Raw genomic sequence first — 18,767 nt, 5'->3', positions numbered from 1 at the left:
GATCACCAACCGATGCCAAACATGCGCGGAATTCGCAAGGTGCAGGAAGTCCGGCAAGGCCCAGCTTTGGCCTGAGTGTCAAATCCGACTGAAGCCAAATTGCGATTGAACCCCAAATTGCGATAGGAGCATTGTCGCTGCTGCGACGCGTCACTATACCTCAGGCGAGGCCTTTTGCTTTTAACTTCATCAGGTTCGCGGAGACCGGACACATGGCTGACGACGAGAGCATTTTCATCGGCGCCAGCCGCAAGCCCGACGACAGCTACCAGCGCCCCGAACAGCTTCTGCTGCAATATGGCAACCGCCACGGCCTGATCACCGGCGCCACCGGCACCGGCAAGACGGTCAGCCTGCAGATCCTCGCCGAAGGCTTTTCCAACGCCGGCGTGCCGGTGTTCTGTGCCGACATCAAGGGCGATCTTTCCGGCATCGCCATGATGGGCGAGGCCAAGGATTTCCTGGTCAAGCGCGCCGAGCAGGTGAAGCTCGATCCCTACGACTTCCAGGAATTCCCGGTCATCTTCTGGGACCTGTTCGGCGAACAGGGCCATCCGATCCGCGCCACCATCTCGGAGATGGGGCCGCTGCTGCTCTCGCGCCTGATGAACCTCACCGAGGCGCAGGAAGGCATCATGAACATCGCCTTCCGCATCGCCGACGAGGAAGGCCTGCTTTTGCTAGACCTCAAGGACCTGCAGGCGCTGCTCGCCAACGTCGCCGAGCGCGCTGACGAGCTCAGCGCCCGCTACGGCAATGTGACGAAGCCGTCCGTCGGCGCCATCCAGCGCACCCTCCTGGTGCTGGAGCAACAGGGCGCGGCGAACTTCTTCGGCGAGCCGGCGCTGCGCATCGCCGACATCATGCGCACCACCCGCGACGGCCGTGGCGCGATCAGCGTGCTCGCCGCCGACAAGCTGATGATGAACCCGCGCCTCTACGCCACCTTCCTGCTCTGGCTGATGTCGGAACTGTTCGAGGAAATGCCCGAGGTCGGCGATCCCGAAAGGCCGAAGCTGGTCTTCTTCTTCGACGAGGCGCATCTGTTGTTCGAGGACGCGCCGAAGGTGCTGATCGACCGCGTCGAGCAGGTGGTGCGGCTGATCCGCTCCAAGGGCGTCGGCGTCTATTTCGTCACCCAGAACCCGCTGGATATTCCCGAAAAGGTCCTGGCCCAGCTCGGCAACCGCGTCCAGCACGCGCTGCGCGCCTATACACCGCGCGAGCAGCAGGCCGTGCGGACGGCGGCCGAGACGTTCCGCCCCAACCCCGATTTCGACTGCATGACCGCGATCACCCAGCTCGCCACCGGCGAGGCGCTGGTTTCGACGCTGGAGGCCAAGGGCGTGCCGTCCATGGTCCAGCGCACGCTGATCCGGCCGCCGTCGTCGCGGCTTGGCCCGATCACGCCGGACGAGCGCCGCCAGCTGGTCGCGGAAAGCCCGGTCTCCGGCCAGTACGACCAGACCATCGACCGCGAATCGGCCTTCGAGATGTTGCAGAAGAAGGCCAGGGAGGCGCAGGAGGCCGAGCAGCAGGCGCAACAGGCCGATAGCGGCCGCTCGCGCTGGACCATTCCCGGTTTCGGCGACGATCCCGCCCCGCAGTCCGGCGGCCGCCGGGCGCCGGCGCCGCGCCCCTCCAATCGCCAGACGGTGGCTGAAGCGGCGATCAAGTCGGTGGTGCGCTCGGTCGGCTCGTCCGTCGGCCGCGCGATCGTGCGCGGGATTCTGGGCAGCCTGGCCAGGGGGCGGTGACAGGCATACCGCAGCAAGCATCAATGGGCGAACCACCCGCCTAGATGTTCTCGCGCGTGTAGATGTCGAAGGGCAGGATGGTCGTGACGTTGCCGCCTTCATTCGGTGCGGAGACGGCGCGGACCATGCCGGCCATCACCTCATTGGCCAGGCGGGAAAGCGGATGCGCGATGACGAAGGTCAGTGTGCCATCGAGCAGTGCTTCGCGGGTCACATCCATCATCTCATAACCGACGACGACGAGGCTGCCGGCCCGTCCGCTGGCGCGCAGCGCTGCAATGGCGCCTGTGATGCCGCCACCGGCGACATAGAGGCCCGACAGATCCGGGTTGTCGGTGAGCAGCTTCTCCGTCATCTCCTGCGCGATGGCGCTCGACTCGAAAGTCGGCAGCGGCTCGAGCAGAGTGAAGCCCGGCGCGTGCTCGCGGAAATAGGAGCGGAAGCCGCTTTCGTTCATTTCCTGGCAACGATAGCGGTGATTGCCGACGAGGATTCCGAGTTTGCCCGGCGCCTGGCAAACATGTTCGAACACCCAGGCGGCGGTGCGCCCAACTTTCCAATTGTCCAGGCCGACATAGTGGACCTGGCCGGTCGCCGATATCTGCGAAATCAGCGCGAAGACCGGCACATTGCGGGCATGTAGCGCGTCGACCGCCTGGATGACGAGCGGGTGCACCGCCGCCACCACCCCGATCGCGTCGCATTCGGCGCCCAGTGCCAGCATCCGCGATGCAATGTTCTGCGGCGATAGATCGTCCAGGAACTCCGTTCGCACGTCTATTTCGGCGTCGACAACGCCCTGGGCCGCCGCGCGCAGCGCTTCGGCGGTGTTGCGATAGAAGACGCGGCCGGGCTGGTGCAGCAGGAAGCCGAACTTGTAACGCGGCCGCGCTGCCGCGACACGGCTCCTCAGCGCGCCGGTGCCATAAAAACCGATCTGCTCCGCCGCCAGCATGACGCGCTCTCGCGTCCCCTGGCGCACGGCGTCCGAACCGCCGAGCACTCGGTTGACGGTGGCGACCGAGACTTTCGCCTCGGCGGCAACATCCTTGATGGTCGGTCGCTTGCGCTGATCCATTTCATCTCACTCGCGCCCTATCGATGATACGAAAATATCATCCAGCGGGCGATTTTGACACGAATGACACAATCATTTTGGAATAAACATTCTATTCTTGATTCATTTTGGATCAAGATGTTTATCACTGGACAAGCGAGCGCGGCAAGAACGTCGCCGGCCGCGGGATAGCAACAGCACGAGCGCATTGCGGCCGCCTGACCCGAGGCGGAAGCGCCGTCGCGTGCGGGCCATCCTTGCGGCATCGCTGAGTGGAGGCCCGGCATGGACGATCTCGAATACGGCAAGCGCGACAAACGCGGCGACTGGAAGCCGAACGCCGCCCTCGAGGTCGTGCCGTTCTGGACCTGGCCACTGAGGCTGCCGAAAATCCTGGCTTGGCTGCCCGGCTATATCTGGCCGTGGAATGCCTTCCACATGGCGACCGCGCTGCTTTACTGGTTCTACATTGTCCCTGGCGTCGAGACGATGAAGACGATCAGCTGGGGCTGGGTGCTGTGGCTCTATGCCGTCAACGCCGCCGCGATCTTCGTCTTCTACGGCATCTTCGAGCTGCGCTATTTCATCCAGCGCGCTCAGGCGACCCGGTTCAAGTACAATCACAAATTCCCGAGCGATACGCCGTCCGACGTCTTCTGGTTCCAGAGCCAGAACCTCGACAATTTCCTGCGCTCGTTCTTCATCACCATCCCGCTTTGGACCGTGGTCGAGGTCGTCTTCCTGTGGTGCTTCGCAAAGGGATATGTGCCGTGGCTCGGCTGGGCAGACCATCCTGTCTATCTCGCGGCACTGGTTTTGATCGCGCCGGCGATCCACGAGGTGCACTTCTTCTTCATCCACCGCCTGATCCATTGGGGACCGCTCTATCGCTGGATCCATTCGGTCCACCACAACTCGATCAACCCGTCGCCATGGTCGTCGCTGTCGATGCATCCGGTGGAAGGGTTCCTCTATCATGCGGTTGTCTTCTGGCACCTCGTGATCCCGTCCAACCCGATCGTCGCGCTGTTCCAGCTGCATGTCGCGGGCTTTGGCGCCGTCAACGGCCATCTCGGCTTCGAGAAACTGGAGCTGACCGAGGACACGGCCGTTTCGAGCCACGCCTATGCGCATTACCTGCACCACAAATACTTCGAGGTGAACTACGGCGGCGACGGGCTGATCCCGCTCGATAGGTGGTTCGGCACCTGGCACGACGGCACCAAGCAGGGCGATGCCCTGATGGACGCCCGGTTCCAGAAAAAGCGGGAGCGCGTGAACGCCAGGGCGTGAGCCCAGGAACCCTTGAACACGTCACACGCGGCCGGAGGGGACGCGCGTGGAGGAGAGGCAGCAATTTTCAAAAACCCGTCTGAAGACGGCAACTGGGAGGAAAGACATGAAGCGTATCACCAGACTTTTGGCGGCTATCCTGCTCGCCGGCGTGGCCGGCGCGTCGGCGACATCGGCAATGGCCGAATCCAAGGGCGCAAAGATATTCGTCATCGGCGGCAAGGCCGACGATCCGTTCTGGTCGAAGGTCAAGAAGGGCGCCGACGACGCCGGCAAGGTCGCCGAATTGACAGGCGGCTCGGTCACCTGGCTCGGACCGCAGAATTACGACAATCTCGGGCCTGACGCCGCCAAGCTCATCCGCACCGCGCTCAGCCAGAACCCGAGCGCCATCGTCGGCCCGGACTGGGTGCCGGAGGCGATGGACGACGCCTTCAAGGAGGTCGTTGCCGCGGGCGTGCCGCTCATCATCTACAATTCCGGCGGCATGGACGCGGCCAAGCGGCTCGGCGCCATGAACTATGTCGGCAACGAGGAGTACACGGCCGGTCTCGGTGGCGGCGCGTACTATGGCAGCCATGGCGCCAAGAACGTGCTTTGCGTCAACACGCTTCCGGGCGCCACCAACACCGAGGATCGCTGCAAGGGCATTGCCGACGCCATCGCCAAGAGCGGCGGCAAGTCGAGCCAGCTGCCGCTGCCCTCGTCGAGCTTCGGCAACCCGACCGCGGTCGCCGAGGCGATCAAGGCCGCTGTGTTGAAGGACGCCAGCATCGACGGCGTCATCACCATCAGCGCCGGCGATGCCAACAGCGCCGCCAACGCGATCGGCCAGGCCAATGTCGGCGACAAGGTCAAGCTCGCTTCCTTCGACATGGACGAAACCGGCCTGCAGCGTATCAAGGACGGCAAGCAGATGTTCTCCATCGACCAGCAGCCTTACCTCCAAGGTTATTTGGCGGTGTCGCTGCTCAACGGCTTCGTCAACTATGGGCTCGACCTGCCAACGAAGCCGGTGCTGACCGGACCGGGCATCGTGGACGCCGCCAATGTCGATGCGACGTTGGCGGGTGCCACCGCCGGCGCCCGGTAACGCTCAGCTCTGCCTTCTTCCCTTATGGGAGAAGGTGGATCGGCGCTCAGCGCCGAGACGGTTGAGGGGTGCGTGACGGATCGCCGTCGCCGCCAAGCTGGAGCACCCCTCATCCGTCGCCTTCGGCGACACCTTCTCCCGCAAGGAGAGAAGGGAGTCGTGCTCACGTCACAACGCCAGGGACACTTCGATGAAATCCCAAGCCCTTGACCAAGCTGCCTCGCCAGCGACTGCGCCACCGCATTCCTCGATGCCTTCTATCGGCAGCCTTGTGCGACGCCCCGAAGTCGGCTCGCTGATCGGCATGATCGCCGTGCTCGGCTTCTTCTCGATCTTCGGCGGCGCCAACTTCCTGTCGGCGGGCGGCGCAGCGAGCTGGCTCAACGTCGCCTCGGAACTCGGCATCATCGCGCTCCCGGTGGGGCTGCTGATGATTGCCGGGCATCTCGACCTTTCGGTCGGATCGATGGTTCCTGCCAGTTCGATGACGATTGCCATCCTGTCGGGCCACTACGATCTGCCGATCATCGTCGGCATCCTGGCGTCGCTCGGCCTTGGCCTTGCCGTCGGCTTCATTAACGGCGTCCTGGTGATCCGGACAAAGGTGCCGTCCTTCGTCGTAACGCTGGCGACTCTGTTCGCGCTGGCCGGCCTGACACTCGGCCTGTCGGTGATCCTGTCGGGCAGCACCAGTGTCGCGCTGAAGAGCGGGCCTACCGCCAAGCTGCTGCTTGGCGACTATCTCGGCGGCAAATTCCAGGTGACGCTGTTCTGGTGGCTGGCCGTCATCCTTATCGTTGGCTTCATCCTGAATTTCTCGCGCTTCGGCAACTGGATCCTGGCCATGGGCGGCGACGCCGTCAGCGCCCGCAACGCCGGCATCCCGACCGACCGGCTGACCATCGCACTGTTCATGAGCAGCGGCCTGTGCGCCGCGTTCGTCGGCATGTCGCAGGCGATCCTCTACAACAGCGCGCAGGTGGCGGCCGGGCAGTCCTTCATCTTCAACTCGATCATCGCGGTGGTCATCGGCGGCGTGCTGCTCACCGGCGGCTATGGTTCGGTCGTCGGCATCGTGCTTGGCACGCTCACCTTCGCCATCGTCAACCAGGGCATCTTCTACACCGGCTTCGACGCCAACTGGGCAAGCCTGATCATCGGCGTCCTGCTGCTCGCTGCCGTGCTCATGAACAACACCTTCCGCACCATGGCGCTGACCTACGCGCCTCGCAACAAGGCGAGGACACGCTGATGACGACACCCCTGCTCAGGCTGACCGAGATCAACAAGTCGTTCGGCCCGATCGACGTCCTGCACGACATCTCGCTCGATGTTCACAAGGGCGAGGTGCTGTGCCTGCTCGGCGACAATGGCGCCGGCAAGTCGACGCTGATCAAGATCCTCTCCGGCGTCCACAAGCCCACCTCGGGCACGATGGAGATGGATGGCAAACCGGTGGCGTTCGACAGCCCGCGAGATGCCAGCGACCATGGCATCGCGACCGTCCACCAGTTCGGCGGCACGTTTCCGCTGATGAGCATCGGCCGCTCCTTCTTTGTCGGAGCGGAACCGACACGGCGTTGGGGACCGCTTACTGTTTACGACCGCAAGCGGGCCAACGAGATCGCCGTCACCGAGATGCGCCAGCTCGGCATCACCCGCATCGACGATGGCGACCGCCTCGTCGGTGGCCTGTCGGGCGGCGAGCGCCAGGCGCTTGCGATCGCGCGGGCCGTCCATTTCGGCGCCAGCGTGCTGATCCTCGACGAGCCGACCGCAGCCCTTGGCGTCAAGGAAGCCGCGCACGTGCTGCGCATCGTGCTGCAGGCGCGCCGCAAGGGTATCGCCGTCATCTTCATCACCCACAATGTCGTCCACGCGCTGACGGTCGGCGATCACTTCGCCGTCCTCATCCGTGGCGCCAAGGCTGCCGATTTCCGCAAGGGCGAGAAAAGCCGCGAAGCCGTCACCGACCTGATGGCCGGCGGCGAGCAGATGGCGGAACTGGAAGCCGAGATCGAGGGCTTCGCAACGGCACATGGCGAGCAGGCATAGACCGTCGAAGACGCCCATATCCTCCACGGGCATCTTCGCTTGCGGCCGGCGGATCGCGTGGTCCGTCGGCCGCCTCTCTGACGAAACCGAAGACAGACGGCAGGCAGCTAAATGGCAATGTGGATTGAGGCGTGTGGCACGGACGATATCGACGAAGAGGATCTGATCCGCTTCGACCATGGCGGCCGGACATTCGCCATCTACCGCGGTCCCGACGACGACTACTTCTGCACCGATGGCCTGTGCACGCACGAAAAAGTGCATCTGAGCGACGGCCTGGTCATGGAATACAAGATCGAATGCCCGAAGCATAATGGGGTGTTCGACTATCGCACCGGCGAAGCGCTGCGCGCGCCGGTTTGCGTGAACCTCAAAACCTATAAGACCAAGGTCGAGAACGGCCGCGTGCACATAGAGGTCTGACATGTCCGACACCTTCACCCTTGCGGCCTGCGCCGAGATGCTCTGGCGCGACCGGCCGATGGAGTTCCGCATACGGCGCCTCACTGAATTGGGTTTCCAGGTCGGGCTCTGGAACTGGCCCGACCATGACCTCTCGATGCTGGAAAGTTCCGGCGCGACATTCTCGATCATGAACGGCTATCTGCGCGGCCGGCTTGCCGACGACGAGGGGGCAGCCGAACTCTTGAAGACGGCCAAGGAGACGGCAGCGGTCGGCAAGCGCCTCGGCGTCGCGCGGCTCAACCTGCATGGCACGGGGCTGGGCGAGGGCGGCCTGCCGGTCACGCCTTGCGAGACAGTCAGCGGCGCGATGTGGCTCAAGGCGCGCGACACGCTGAACCGCATCGCCGACCTCGCCGAGGCGGAGGGCGTGACCTTCACGCTGGAGAATCTCAACCTGCCGGTCGATCATCCCGGCGTGCCGTTCGCGCGCGCCGAGGACACGCTGGCGCTGGTCAAGAGCGTGAACCGGCCCGGCCTGCGCCTCAACCTCGATCTCTACCACGCGCAGATCGGCGAGGGGAATCTGATCGAGCTCTGCCGCGCCTGCCTGCCATGGATCGGCGAGGTCCAGGTGGCCGACGTGCCGGGTCGGATGGAGCCCGGCACCGGAGAGATCAACTATCGCGGCATCGCCCGCGCGCTGAAGGACATGGGCTACCGCGGACCGGTCGGCATGGAGGCGTTTGCCTCCGGCGATCCCGAGGCGGCGCTCCACGCCTTCCGCGACGCTTTCACCGTCTGAGGGAAGAAAAATGGTCACCAAAACCAACCGGCCGACGGTCGCCGACATCCGCGCCATGAAGGGTCGCGGGCAGAAGATCTCCATGCTCTACGTCACCTCGCTCGAAGAGGCCGCGGCGGCGGACGCGGCTGGCGTCGACATGCTGTCGATCGAGGGCCGCTTCTTCTCGCCTGAAATGCGCGACGCGGCCGGTCGCTGCTTCGTGCAGGTCGGGCTGCCCTATGGCCCCTTCGGCGACCTGATCACGGCCGAAGATTATCTCAAGGCCGCCTATCACTTCATGCGCATTGGCGGCGACTGCTTCTACTGCGCCGCCTCGCTCGATATCCAGAAAGCGCTCTGCGACAATGCGGTGCCGATCATCGCCCATGTCGGCCTGATCCCCTCGCAATGCACCTGGACCGGTGGCTTCAAGGCCGTCGGCAGGACCGCCGAGGGCGCGCGGGTCGTGTGGGACCATGTGAAGCGCCTGGAAGCAATCGGCTGCTTTGGCGCGGAGCTGGAGGTGGTGCCCGACCGGATCGGCGAGCTGATCACCAGGAACACATCGATGATCATGCTTGGCATGGGTGCCGGGCCGCACGCCGATGCGCAGTATCTTTTCAGCGAGGACGTGCTCGGCCACACGACCGGTCACAAGCCCCGCCATGCAAAGACATATCGCAACTTCGCCGCCGAATACGAGCGGCTGCAGCGCGAGCGCATTGCCGCCTACCGCGAGTTCATCTCGGATGTGCAGACCGGAGCCTACCCGGAGCCGCAGCATGTGGTCTCGATCGCCGACCAAGAGCTTGCAGCTTTCAAGGCGTCTGTGGGGCTCTGAAGGAACGTTTACGCGCCGAACGCCGCGCGGCTTATTCGGCAGCAACGGTCTGATGGCGGTCCATTCGCAATCGCTGAGTTCGTAGCGCATGACTCGAAGCTCCGGTTTTGGAGAGCGCCATCAACCCGCCAAGACTTATAGCCTTGCCGATAATACTTTGATTTACTTACGCTTTCGGCGGCATAGCGGACTTGGCCGAACTTGCCACTGGCTCGACCCGGTCGCGAATGACCCCTAGCAGACGCGTAGCTGCCTGACTTCGCTCTGGGACCACTGGTTACGGCCAGGCGCGGCAGTGCTATCGTGTCATCAACCAGACTCTGCAAGGGAGCCCAGGTGACCAACTGGGGCACTATCGAGTGGTGGAGAACTCTGTTCAGCGCCGTCTGGCTGCCATCCTTGCAGCCGATGTAGTCGGTTACAGTCGGCTGATGGGCGTGGACGAGGACGGCACTCTGACGGTCGTGCGGAACCTCCGCGCCGAAGTGATCGAAACTAGGATCGCCGAGCACCAAGGTCGGCTGTTTAAGTCTATGGGGGATGGCTTTCTCGCGGAATTCCCCAGCGTCGTGAAGGCCGTGGCCTGCGCAGTTGCATTACAGAAGGATATGGCAGCTCGGAACGCAGAGCTGCCAGAGGACCGCGCCATCCAACTCCGCATTGGCGTCAACTTGGGGGATGTGATTGCTGAGGATGGCGATGTTTTCGGTGAAGGCGTGAACGTCGCTGCGCGGATCGAGGGACTTGCCCCGGCGGGCGGCATTGCAGTCACCGGCATGGTTCATGACAACGTAGGAAGTCGCCTTGATCTCTCGTTTGAAGACATGGGTGAGCAGCAACTCAAGAATATCGCCCAGCCGGTCCGGGTCTATCGTCTGGGAGCTCCCTCAGGAACATCGGTGCGACCGACAGCGGTAGAACGAATCAAACCGTCCATAGCAGTACTGCCATTTACCGACATGAGTGGTGATCCCGGGCAACAGTACATTTCCGATGGGATCACCGAGGATATCATTACCGAACTCGCCCGCTTTCGCGGCCTATCCGTAGTATCTCGCCACGCGTCGTTTCACTTTGCCAACAGAGGAAAAAGTCATATCGAAGTAGCGCGGGAACTGGGCGTTGCCTATGTAGTTGAGGGTAGTCTACGCAGATTGGGCGACCGAATACGCATCACAGCCCAATTGGTCGACGCCAGAACCGGCAATCACGTCTGGGCCGACCGGTACGATCGCGATGCGCAGGATATCTTCGCTATCCAGGACCTTGTTGTGGCCGCAATCGTAACAAGTCTGGAGGGCCGTATGTACGCTGCAGAAGCAGCAAAAGCCCGTGCAAAACCAACTACTAGCTGGTCGGCTTATGACTGTCTGTTACAAGGCCGCGACCTATGTGACCATCAGCGTGATGCCGAAGCCGTACCCCTACTTGAGCGCGCAATTGCCGTCGATCCGCATTTTGCACTTGCTCATGCCTGGCTGGCGATAGCTCTTACCATGAGCAATGTCATTCTGCTCGATGACGATCAGATGGCCAAGGCTGAGAGCGCTTCGAAACAAGCGCTGGAACTAGATGCCAACGACGCCACGTCTCATTGGGCAAGGGCGCTCTACTACCTTTGGACAGGCGACCATGACCGTTCACGCTTCCATTTTGACAGGGCGCTGACACTCAATCCGGCCGATATACAGATTAAGGGCGACTACGCGAACTGGCAGCGCGCCAGTGGCAGGCCGGCCGATGCGTTGGCCACAATCGATGCCGCCATAGGCTTGGGTCCCTTCGTGCCCGATTGGTTTGCAGCGGTTCGCGGCCTGACGCTCTTTGACCTCGCTCGATATGCTGACGCAGTCGAAGCGCTCGAGAGTGTCCCTGTACCACGCTCCAGTGGCTCCTTGTACCTAGCCGCCGCGCGCGCGCAATTAGGCGACTTAACTGGTGCAAGTGAGGTGATCGCCAAGGTGAAGCTGGTGAAACCGGATTTGTCGCTTCGGAATGTGATCCAGGTACTGCACTACGCACGCCCTGAAGCTCAGCAACACTTGATTGATGCCCTGCGGAAGGCGGGGCTGCCGGAGCAGTATGTGCGCCCCTTACGAGCAAGTTGAGTTAACTTCTGCTTGTGGCCCATTGCTTCTTTTAGCTGCGCTGCAAACGTTGGTCGCTTTCGGTGCATAGCGGACGCCGGCAAGTCGTCCGCCCGGCTGATTTATGGGTTTCACGGCCTAGCAGGAAAGTGTACGGGGCCGGGACTTCACACCAGGATGAGAGGCGCGACCTCGCGGTCCGAGGGCCGGTCGCTCGCCGCAAGGCCGGACGCGACACCGGCGCGATCGGTCGCGTTGCGGTTCTGGCTCATCTTGCGCTTGCCTTCCAGCCTCGCGACCGGCATGCGTAGGCCGACAATCCCCTTGAGTTGCGATTGAATGAAATCTGGCGGCGCATCCGACACGGACCAGGGTGAGGCGCGCCCGCCTTCATGCAGATTGGTGAGACGCGTCACCACCTCGAGCAGCCTGTCGGCGTCTTCGAAGAATTGGACCGGCCCATAGGCGTGGATGGCGACATAGTTCCAGGTCGGCACGACCTTGCCGGTTTCCTGCTTGGTTTGATACCACGCCGGCGTCACGTAGGCGTCCGGCCCCATGAAGATGGCCATGCAATCGCCCAGCACGGGTGCGCGCCACTGCGGATTTGCCTTCGCCACATGGCCGTAGATCGTCCCGTGCTCGCCCTCGCTCTCGTCGAGCAAAAGCGGCAATGGCGTCGCCAGCAGGCCTTCCGCCGTGGCGGTGACCAGGGTCGCCAGCCGCGCCGCGCGGATCGTTGCTCTCAGGCTCTCCTTGTCGTCATCCCGGAAGGCGGGCGGTATGTACATGGCGAAACTCCTTGCGTCGCGACTGAAGATGCCTGATGTCTGGCTTGCTTGGAATATCCAGTTTTGCAGGTTTTCGGTGGTCCAGTTGGAGCAGGATGGTGTCGCACGCCGGATCATCGCGGCGATAAAGGAACAGATACACAGCGGCGCCTACCGGCCCGGCGACCGCCTGCCGTCGACCCGGGGTTTCGCCGCCGAATGGGGCGCCTCGCGAACCACGGTGACGGCGGCCTACAACCAGCTTCACGCTGAAGGCTATCTGATCACCCGTCATGGGGCGCGCGCCGTCGTTGCTGCAGGGCTGGAGAGGGCGACAGGGGAGGCGACCGTCTCGACCGCCTCGCCTCGGAACCTCTCGGCATTCGCGCGCCGGCTGCTGGTTCTGCCTCCGCCACCGGAACAGCAGCCGGGCAAGGTCGCGGATTTCCGCTATGGCGATCTGTCCGGGGCGGACTTCCCGGTGCTGGCCTGGCGACGAGCGTCCAACAATGCCATCCTGCGACGCGGACCGCGGCTGCGCTACGGCGATCCGCAAGGGTCTTCCGCTCTCCGCGGTGCGCTTCAGGGCTATCTCTGGCGCGCTCGCGGCATCAGCTGCGCGCCGGACCAGATCGTCATCGTCAACGGCTCCCAGCAGGGGCTCGACCTCTGCGCCCGGCTTCTGCTCGACCCCGGCGACCCCTTCGTGATCGAAAACCCGGGATATCCGCTGGCTCGCAATGTCTTCGCCGCGGCAGGCGGCGTCGCTGTGCCCGTTGCCGTCGACGCGGACGGGCTGAGGACGGATGCGCTCCCGCCAGCCCGCCTGGCCTGCGTGACGCCGTCGCACCAGTTCCCGCTCGGCAGCGTGCTTTCGGCGACGCGGCGGCGTTCCCTCCTTGCATGGGCCACGGCGACAGGCGCCTACATCGTCGAAGATGACTATGACGGCGAGTACCGCCACGACATCGTCCCCATCCCGCCCCTGCAGACCCTCGACGCGGAGTCAGTCATCTATGTCGGGACGTTCTCCAAGACGCTCTCGCCCACCTTGAGGCTTGGCTATCTTGTCGTCCCAACCGGCCTGTGCCGGGCGTTCAGCGAGGCGAAGCGCCTGACCGACCGGCATGCGCCGATGTTGGAGCAGGACGTGCTGGGCGAGTTGCTGGCGAGCGGCGCCTACGAGCGGCACGTTCGCAGCATCCGCAGAAAGAATGCCGAACGCAGGCAGGTGCTGCTACAGGCCTTGACCGACCATCTGGGCTCGAGGGTCACCATTGCGGGAGCCGATACGGGACTGCATGTCGTGGCTTGGATGCATGGCTTCGCCGCCGGGCGCGAACCGGCGATCATCGCGGCCGCGCGAGCTGCCGGGATCGGTCTCTACCCGGTATCGCCGCTCTACGACCCGACCGGGCCTCGGCCGGAAGCGGCTGGCTTCATCATGGGTTATGCCGGGCTTGACGCGGAAGCGCTGCGGCGGGGCGTCACGGTGCTGGCGAGGATACTGGCCGAGCACCGGTGACGAACCCGAAGCTCAGAAGATCTCGTTCGTGAGCCGCTTCACCGGGCCGAGCAGGATCGAGCCGGTCGGCACGCCGGCATCGATCGGGATGGCCCTGCGATCCGGCATGTCGGTCATCGGCGCGCCGATATCGGCCGTCACGATGACCGGGGTCTTGCTTGGCACGCGGTCGTAGAGGTCGACGATGTCCTGGTTGATCAGCCGCACGCAGCCCGACGACACGGACTTGCCGATCGACCACCATTCCGGCGAGCCGTGCAGCCGGTAGAGCGTGTCTTGATCGCCCTGGAAGAGGTAGAGCGCGCGGGCGCCGAGCGGGTTCTTCAAGCCGCCGGGCATGCCGCCGTTCTTGGCGCTGTATTGCGTCAGTTCCGGCTGGCGGGCGACCATCTCGTCCGGGGGCGTCCATTTCGGCCATTTCTGCTTCCACTGCACCTTGGCATCGCCCGACCACTCGAATCCGGCGCGGCCGAGGCCGACGCCGTAGCGGATCGCCTGGCCGCCCTCGCGCACGAGGTAGAGGAAGTGGTTGGTGGTATCGACGACGATGGTGCCCGGCCGCTGGCCGGTCGGGTCGGGAACGATCTGGCGCAGGAATTGATGATCGATCTTGTTGACCGGGATGGCCGGCAGGTCGAAGCCGTTGTCGGACATCGCCCCATACATCGTCTCGTAGTCACCGAGCGGCGGCTCGACATAGGCGGGCGGTGGCGGTTGCACTGGCTCGGGAGCCGGACCGGTGGTCGTGCAGGCGGAAACCGCGGCCGACGCAGCGCCAAGGGCTGTGAAGTTGAGGAAGCCACGACGGCTGATGCGGAAGGAAGCGTCTGACATGGTTGCCTTTTCTAGGTCTTAATTTGCAAGAAAGCATGAATCCGCAGGCGGCTGCCGGCAGCTCCAATAACAGTCGGCGGTGATAGGCGGTTCCAAATCTGGCCTGAGGGTGGACAAACAAAGGCGAAGCTGTGACCGATTTGCCCCTGTTGCACTGCAGCAACAGCGCGGTCAGGCGCCTGCTAGAAGGCCCTCGAGCGAAGGCAGGATCAGGCCTGGCGGGAAGTCCCGGTATTCGTCGGGCTGGTTGGCGCGGTTGATCCACACCGTGCGGAAACCGAATTTGGCGGCGCCCGCGACGTCCCAGCGATTGGAGGACTGGAACGATACCGCCCCCGGATAGAGGCGCCAGCTTGTGGCCACCATGTCGTAGACGGAGGGATCGGTCTTGAAACGCCGCACCGCATCGACGGAAAAGACATCGTCCAGCACCTGGTCGAGTGCGGCAGACTTGACCGCCGCCTCCAGCATTTCGGGCGAACCGTTGGAGAGGATCGCAAGCCTCGCTCCCGATGCCTTGAGCGCCTTGAGCACGGCCGGCACCTCCGGATAGCAGTCGAGCCGCCAGTAGGCCTCCAGCAGCTTGGCTCGCAGGCCCCTGTCGGCGGAGGGTACCTTGCGCAAGGCGAAATCGAGCGCCTGCTCGGTCAACTGCCAGAAATCGACATAGGCGCCCATCAGCGTCCTGACCCAGGAGTATTCGAGCTGCTTGGCGCGCCAGATCTCGGAGAGCAGCTGGCCGTCCGGGCCGATCTCGCCGGCATGGCGGCGCACGGCGGCATGCACGTCGAACAACGTGCCATAGGCGTCGAAAACATAAGCCGCGTGATGCATGGCGACAGTAGTGAGGCGAGGGGAAGCGGAGCGCAAGCGTTGATTGCAGCCAGCACCAGTCGATGGCTGCGGATCGCGACCAGGCCGGGGCCGACATGGATCGGCGGGGGGCGGCTGGCCTCAACAAATCTCCGCGATACCGGTTGACGGCGGCCGCCAAAGCATTTTCCTATGCCCGCTTCGCAAAACACCTGGACGGACCCAAGCAATGACACTGGCGGCAGCGGCGCAATCCGCGACATGGACCTTCGTCGACGGCGACTGGTACGAGGGCAACGTCGCCATCCTCGGACCCCGCAGCCACGCCATGTGGCTGGGCACCAGCGTCTTCGACGGCGCCCGCTGGTTCGAGGGCGTGGCGCCCGACCTCGATCGTCATGCCGCGCGGGTGAACGCCTCGGCCATCGCGCTCGGGCTGAAACCCTCCATGACCACCGAGAAGATCGTCGGGCTGACCTGGGACGGGCTGAAGAAGTTCGACGGCAAGACGGCCGTCTATATCAGGCCGATGTACTGGGCCGAGCATGGCGGCTATATGGGCGTGCCGGCCGATCCGGCCTCGACCCGCTTCTGCCTCTGCCTTTACGAATCGCCGATGATCTCGCCGGCGGGTTTTTCGATCAGCGTCTCACCGTTCAGGCGGCCGACCATCGAGACCATGCCGACCAATGCCAAGGCCGGCTGCCTCTATCCCAACAACGGCCGCGCCATCCTCGAAGCCAAGATGCGCGGCTTCGACAATGCGCTGGTGCTCGACATGCTGGGCAATGTCGCCGAGACCGGAACCTCGAACATCTTCCTGGTCAAGGACGGCCATGTGCTGACGCCGGCGGCGAACGGCACTTTCCTGTCCGGCATCACCCGTTCACGCACCATAGGCCTGCTCGGCGACTACGGCTTCAAGACCACCGAAAAGACGCTGTCGGTGCGCGATTTCCTTGAAGCGGATGAGATCTTCTCCACCGGCAACCATTCCAAAATCGTGCCGATCACCCGCATCGAGGAGCGCAACCTCCAGCCTGGCCCCGTCGCCAAGAAGGCGCGCGAGCTCTATTGGGACTGGGCGCATTCCACATCCGCCGCCTGATCCGCGGACAGGCTTTTCGTTTTTGACGCAGCCGCCTGCCGCAAAACCGTGTGACACTTTTCAGGAACCTCTCTAGAAAGGGAACCGGCGCTTCATTCCGGAGTTGTCCCAAATCATTCCAGACCTATCTTAGTCCGGTAGTGACACCGGATTTTCCATGAGGGAGTACCATCCATGGCTTTCGAGCTGCCTGCTTTGCCCTACGACTACGAGGCCCTTCAGCCTTATATGTCCAAGGAGACGCTGGAGTATCACCACGACAAGCACCACAAGGCCTATGTCGACAACGGCAACAAGCTCGCCGCGGAAGCCGGCCTGGGTGACCTTTCGGTCGAGGAGGTCGTCAAGCAGTCCTTCGGCAAGAACGCCGGGCTCTTCAACAACGCCGCCCAGCACTACAACCACATCCACTTCTGGAAGTGGATGAAGAAGGGCGGCGGCGGCTCCAAGCTGCCGGGCGCGCTGCAGAAGGCGGTCGACAGCGACCTCGGCGGCTACGACAAGTTCAAGGCGGACTTCATCGCCGCCGGCACCACCCAGTTCGGCTCCGGCTGGGCCTGGCTTTCGGTCAAGGACGGCAAGGTCGCGATCTCGAAGACCCCGAACGGCGAGAATCCGCTGGTCCATGGCGCCTCGCCGATCCTCGGCGTCGACGTCTGGGAGCACTCCTACTACATCGACTATCGCAACGCCCGGCCGAAATATCTCGAGGCCTTCGTCGACAGTCTCATCAACTGGGACTATGTCCTCGAGCTTTACGAAAAGGCGAAAGGCTGAGCCATCCGAAGAAAAGCCCCGGCATGCCGGGGCTTTTCTTTTATGCCGATGCAACAGGTTCATCCTGACAGGAAAAATCGTTGCGACGTTGAAGGAATATTTCTCCCGCGATGCCCGTTAACGTCTAGTCGCGACCTCTCTTCACCATGGAGTCATCGAATGAGAAAGCTTGTCCTCGCCATCTCTATGCTCGCTCTCGCCGCTTCGGCATCGCTTGCCGATCCAATCCTCGACCGGCAGGCCCTGATGAAGGAGCGCGGCAAGCTCGCCGGCCAGTTGTCGAAGGTCGTCAAGGGCGAGGAAGACTTCGACGCCGCCGCCGTGCTGACGACGCTGCAGGCGCTGCAGGCCAATGCCGAGAAGTTCGATGCCGAGAAGCTGTTCCCCGCCGGCAGCGACAAGGGCGACACCACGGCCGCGCCGAAGATCTGGGAAGACATGCCCGGCTTCAAGGCCGCCGCGGACAAGTTCCTGGCGAACACCAAGGCTGCGGTTGCCTCGCCGCCGGATGACGTCGATGGCCTGAAGGCGCAGCTCAACACGCTTGGCGGTGATTGCGGCGCCTGCCACCAGAGCTACAGGATCAAGAAGGGCTGATCGCCGGCCATGGCCTGGCTGAAGAAGCTCTCCGGCGCCGTCGTCGCGCTGGGCGCCGCCGGTGCGGTCGCCGGCTGGTTTCTGTCGGCGCCGGTCAGGCTTGATGCCGCGACTGTCGCGCAACTCGGCCCCGGCGATGCCGCCAGGGGCAAGCGCATCTTCTATGCCGGCGGCTGCACCTCCTGCCATGCCAAGCCCGGCGCGAAGGGCGAGGCTCGCCTTGAACTCACGGGCGGCCTCGAGCTGAAGACGCCGTTCGGCACCTTCGTGCCGCCAAACATCTCGCAGGACGCTAAGGACGGCCTAGGCGCCTGGAGCGAGGAGGACTTCGCCAACGCCATGCTGAAGGGCGTCTCGCCTTCCGGCGAGCATTTCTATCCCGCCTTTCCCTATGCCTCCTACGCGCGCATGAAGCCGTCCGACGTCGCCGACCTTTACGCCTTCATGAAGACGCTGCCGGCGGTCGCCGGCAAGGCGCCTGATCACAAGCTCGGCTTTCCCTTCAACATCCGCCGCGGCATCGGCCTGTGGAAGCTGCTCTACCTCAGCTCCGCGCCGGTGATCGCTCTTGCCGACGGCGCGTCGGACAAGGTCGCTGCCGGCCGCTACCTGGTCGAGGGGCCGGGCCATTGCGGCGAATGCCACACGCCGCGCGATTTTGCCGGCGGCGTGAAGAAGGCCGAGTGGCTAGCGGGCGCCGTCGCCGCCGAAGGCAAGGGCATCGTGCCCAACATCACCCCGGGCGGCAGCGCCATCAAGGACTGGTCCGAGGCCGACATCGCCAACTTTCTCGAAACCGGCTTCACGCCGGATTTTGACTCGGTCGGCGGCGCCATGGTCGACGTGCAGCGGAACATGGCCGAACTGACCGCCGACGATCGCGCCGCGATCGCCGCCTATCTCAAGGCCGTGCCGGCGCACGCCAACGGCTACCCGGCGCGCAAGAAACCGGCGACCTGAACCGATTCCGG

The 18,767-nt window shown here is 63.8% G+C and carries 18 protein-coding genes; 14 read left to right on the top strand and 4 right to left on the bottom strand.

All coding sequences use genetic code 11. The features are described 5' to 3' along the window. Positions 1-212 precede the first annotated feature (212 nt). Positions 213-1,757: a helicase HerA-like C-terminal domain-containing protein gene (locus JG743_RS24595; protein ID WP_202293386.1), complete on the top strand. Its 1,545-nt coding sequence runs from the start codon at positions 213-215 to the stop codon at positions 1,755-1,757. A gap of 40 nt (positions 1,758-1,797) precedes the next feature. Here JG743_RS24595 and JG743_RS24590 read toward each other — a convergent pair whose 3' ends face one another. Then, complete coding sequence (locus JG743_RS24590; RefSeq protein WP_202293384.1) at positions 1,798-2,835, bottom strand: LacI family DNA-binding transcriptional regulator; 1,038 nt, start codon at positions 2,833-2,835, stop codon at positions 1,798-1,800. A gap of 264 nt (positions 2,836-3,099) precedes the next feature. Between JG743_RS24590 and JG743_RS24585 the strand changes: the two genes are divergently transcribed. The 8 genes from JG743_RS24585 to JG743_RS24550 all read left to right on the top strand — a co-directional run bounded on the left by JG743_RS24585 (position 3,100) and on the right by JG743_RS24550 (position 11,393). Next, positions 3,100-4,107 (top strand): sterol desaturase family protein, encoded by a 1,008-nt coding sequence (locus JG743_RS24585; RefSeq protein ID WP_202293383.1) that lies wholly within the window; start codon positions 3,100-3,102, stop codon positions 4,105-4,107. Between the two features lie 106 nt (positions 4,108-4,213). Beyond that, positions 4,214-5,200: a sugar ABC transporter substrate-binding protein gene (locus JG743_RS24580; protein ID WP_202293381.1), complete on the top strand. Its 987-nt coding sequence runs from the start codon at positions 4,214-4,216 to the stop codon at positions 5,198-5,200. A gap of 250 nt (positions 5,201-5,450) precedes the next feature. Continuing rightward, entirely contained in the window at positions 5,451-6,452 is a 1,002-nt protein-coding gene (locus JG743_RS24575; RefSeq protein WP_202302935.1) for an ABC transporter permease, read from the top strand. Further along, positions 6,452-7,255: an ATP-binding cassette domain-containing protein gene (locus tag JG743_RS24570; RefSeq protein WP_202293379.1), complete on the top strand. Its 804-nt coding sequence runs from the start codon at positions 6,452-6,454 to the stop codon at positions 7,253-7,255. Before JG743_RS24575 ends, JG743_RS24570 begins: the two co-directional genes overlap by 1 nt. 111 nt (positions 7,256-7,366) lie before the next feature. Next, positions 7,367-7,678, top strand: coding sequence for a MocE family 2Fe-2S type ferredoxin (locus tag JG743_RS24565; RefSeq protein ID WP_202293377.1), 312 nt, complete (start codon positions 7,367-7,369; stop codon positions 7,676-7,678). Between the two features lies 1 nt (position 7,679). Then, entirely contained in the window at positions 7,680-8,462 is a 783-nt protein-coding gene (locus JG743_RS24560) for a hydroxypyruvate isomerase family protein (RefSeq protein WP_202293375.1), read from the top strand. Positions 8,463-8,472: 10 nt separating this feature from the next. After that, positions 8,473-9,285, top strand: a complete 813-nt coding sequence (locus JG743_RS24555; protein WP_202293373.1) for a 3-methyl-2-oxobutanoate hydroxymethyltransferase — start codon at positions 8,473-8,475, stop codon at positions 9,283-9,285. Positions 9,286-9,644: 359 nt separating this feature from the next. Further along, positions 9,645-11,393, top strand: a complete 1,749-nt coding sequence (locus JG743_RS24550) for an adenylate/guanylate cyclase domain-containing protein (protein ID WP_202293371.1) — start codon at positions 9,645-9,647, stop codon at positions 11,391-11,393. A gap of 146 nt (positions 11,394-11,539) precedes the next feature. Here the strand turns inward: JG743_RS24550 and JG743_RS24545 are convergent, their stop codons facing one another. Beyond that, positions 11,540-12,163, bottom strand: coding sequence for an FMN-binding negative transcriptional regulator (locus JG743_RS24545; RefSeq protein ID WP_202293369.1), 624 nt, complete (start codon positions 12,161-12,163; stop codon positions 11,540-11,542). On the opposite strand from JG743_RS24545, the gene pdxR reads away from it, so the two are divergent. Then, positions 12,162-13,667 carry a MocR-like pyridoxine biosynthesis transcription factor PdxR gene (gene pdxR, locus JG743_RS24540; RefSeq protein WP_244672899.1) on the top strand — a complete coding sequence of 502 codons (1,506 nt, stop codon included), beginning with the start codon at positions 12,162-12,164 and terminating at the stop codon, positions 13,665-13,667. The two genes, JG743_RS24545 and pdxR, sit on opposite strands and share 2 nt — an antisense overlap. Positions 13,668-13,679: 12 nt before the next feature. On the opposite strand, the gene JG743_RS24535 is transcribed toward pdxR, so the two are convergent. Next, positions 13,680-14,501, bottom strand: a complete 822-nt coding sequence (locus tag JG743_RS24535) for a L,D-transpeptidase (protein WP_202293368.1) — start codon at positions 14,499-14,501, stop codon at positions 13,680-13,682. Positions 14,502-14,672: 171 nt separating this feature from the next. Continuing rightward, the gene (locus JG743_RS24530; protein WP_202293366.1) at positions 14,673-15,335 is read right to left on the bottom strand and encodes a haloacid dehalogenase type II; all 663 of its coding nucleotides are present in this window, start codon (positions 15,333-15,335) and stop codon (positions 14,673-14,675) included. A 208-nt stretch (positions 15,336-15,543) separates the two neighbouring features. On the opposite strand from JG743_RS24530, the gene JG743_RS24525 reads away from it, so the two are divergent. The 4 genes from JG743_RS24525 (at position 15,544) to JG743_RS24510 (ending at position 18,756) form a co-directional block, all read left to right on the top strand. Beyond that, the gene (locus tag JG743_RS24525; protein ID WP_202293364.1) at positions 15,544-16,422 is read left to right on the top strand and encodes a branched-chain amino acid aminotransferase; all 879 of its coding nucleotides are present in this window, start codon (positions 15,544-15,546) and stop codon (positions 16,420-16,422) included. A 174-nt stretch (positions 16,423-16,596) separates the two neighbouring features. Further along, a complete protein-coding gene (locus tag JG743_RS24520) occupies positions 16,597-17,199 on the top strand; it encodes a superoxide dismutase (protein ID WP_202293362.1) in 603 nt (200 codons plus the stop codon). A gap of 159 nt (positions 17,200-17,358) precedes the next feature. Beyond that, on the top strand, positions 17,359-17,796 hold the full coding sequence (locus JG743_RS24515; RefSeq protein ID WP_202293360.1) for a c-type cytochrome: 438 nt from the start codon (positions 17,359-17,361) through the stop codon (positions 17,794-17,796). A 9-nt stretch (positions 17,797-17,805) separates the two neighbouring features. Further along, positions 17,806-18,756: a cytochrome c gene (locus JG743_RS24510; RefSeq protein WP_202293358.1), complete on the top strand. Its 951-nt coding sequence runs from the start codon at positions 17,806-17,808 to the stop codon at positions 18,754-18,756. Positions 18,757-18,767 lie beyond the last annotated feature (11 nt).

Origin of the sequence: Mesorhizobium sp. 131-2-1 (assembly GCF_016756535.1) — a bacterium.
In the GTDB taxonomy this organism is placed as follows: domain Bacteria; phylum Pseudomonadota; class Alphaproteobacteria; order Rhizobiales; family Rhizobiaceae; genus Mesorhizobium.
This window is presented reverse-complemented; position numbering and strand designations above follow the sequence as displayed.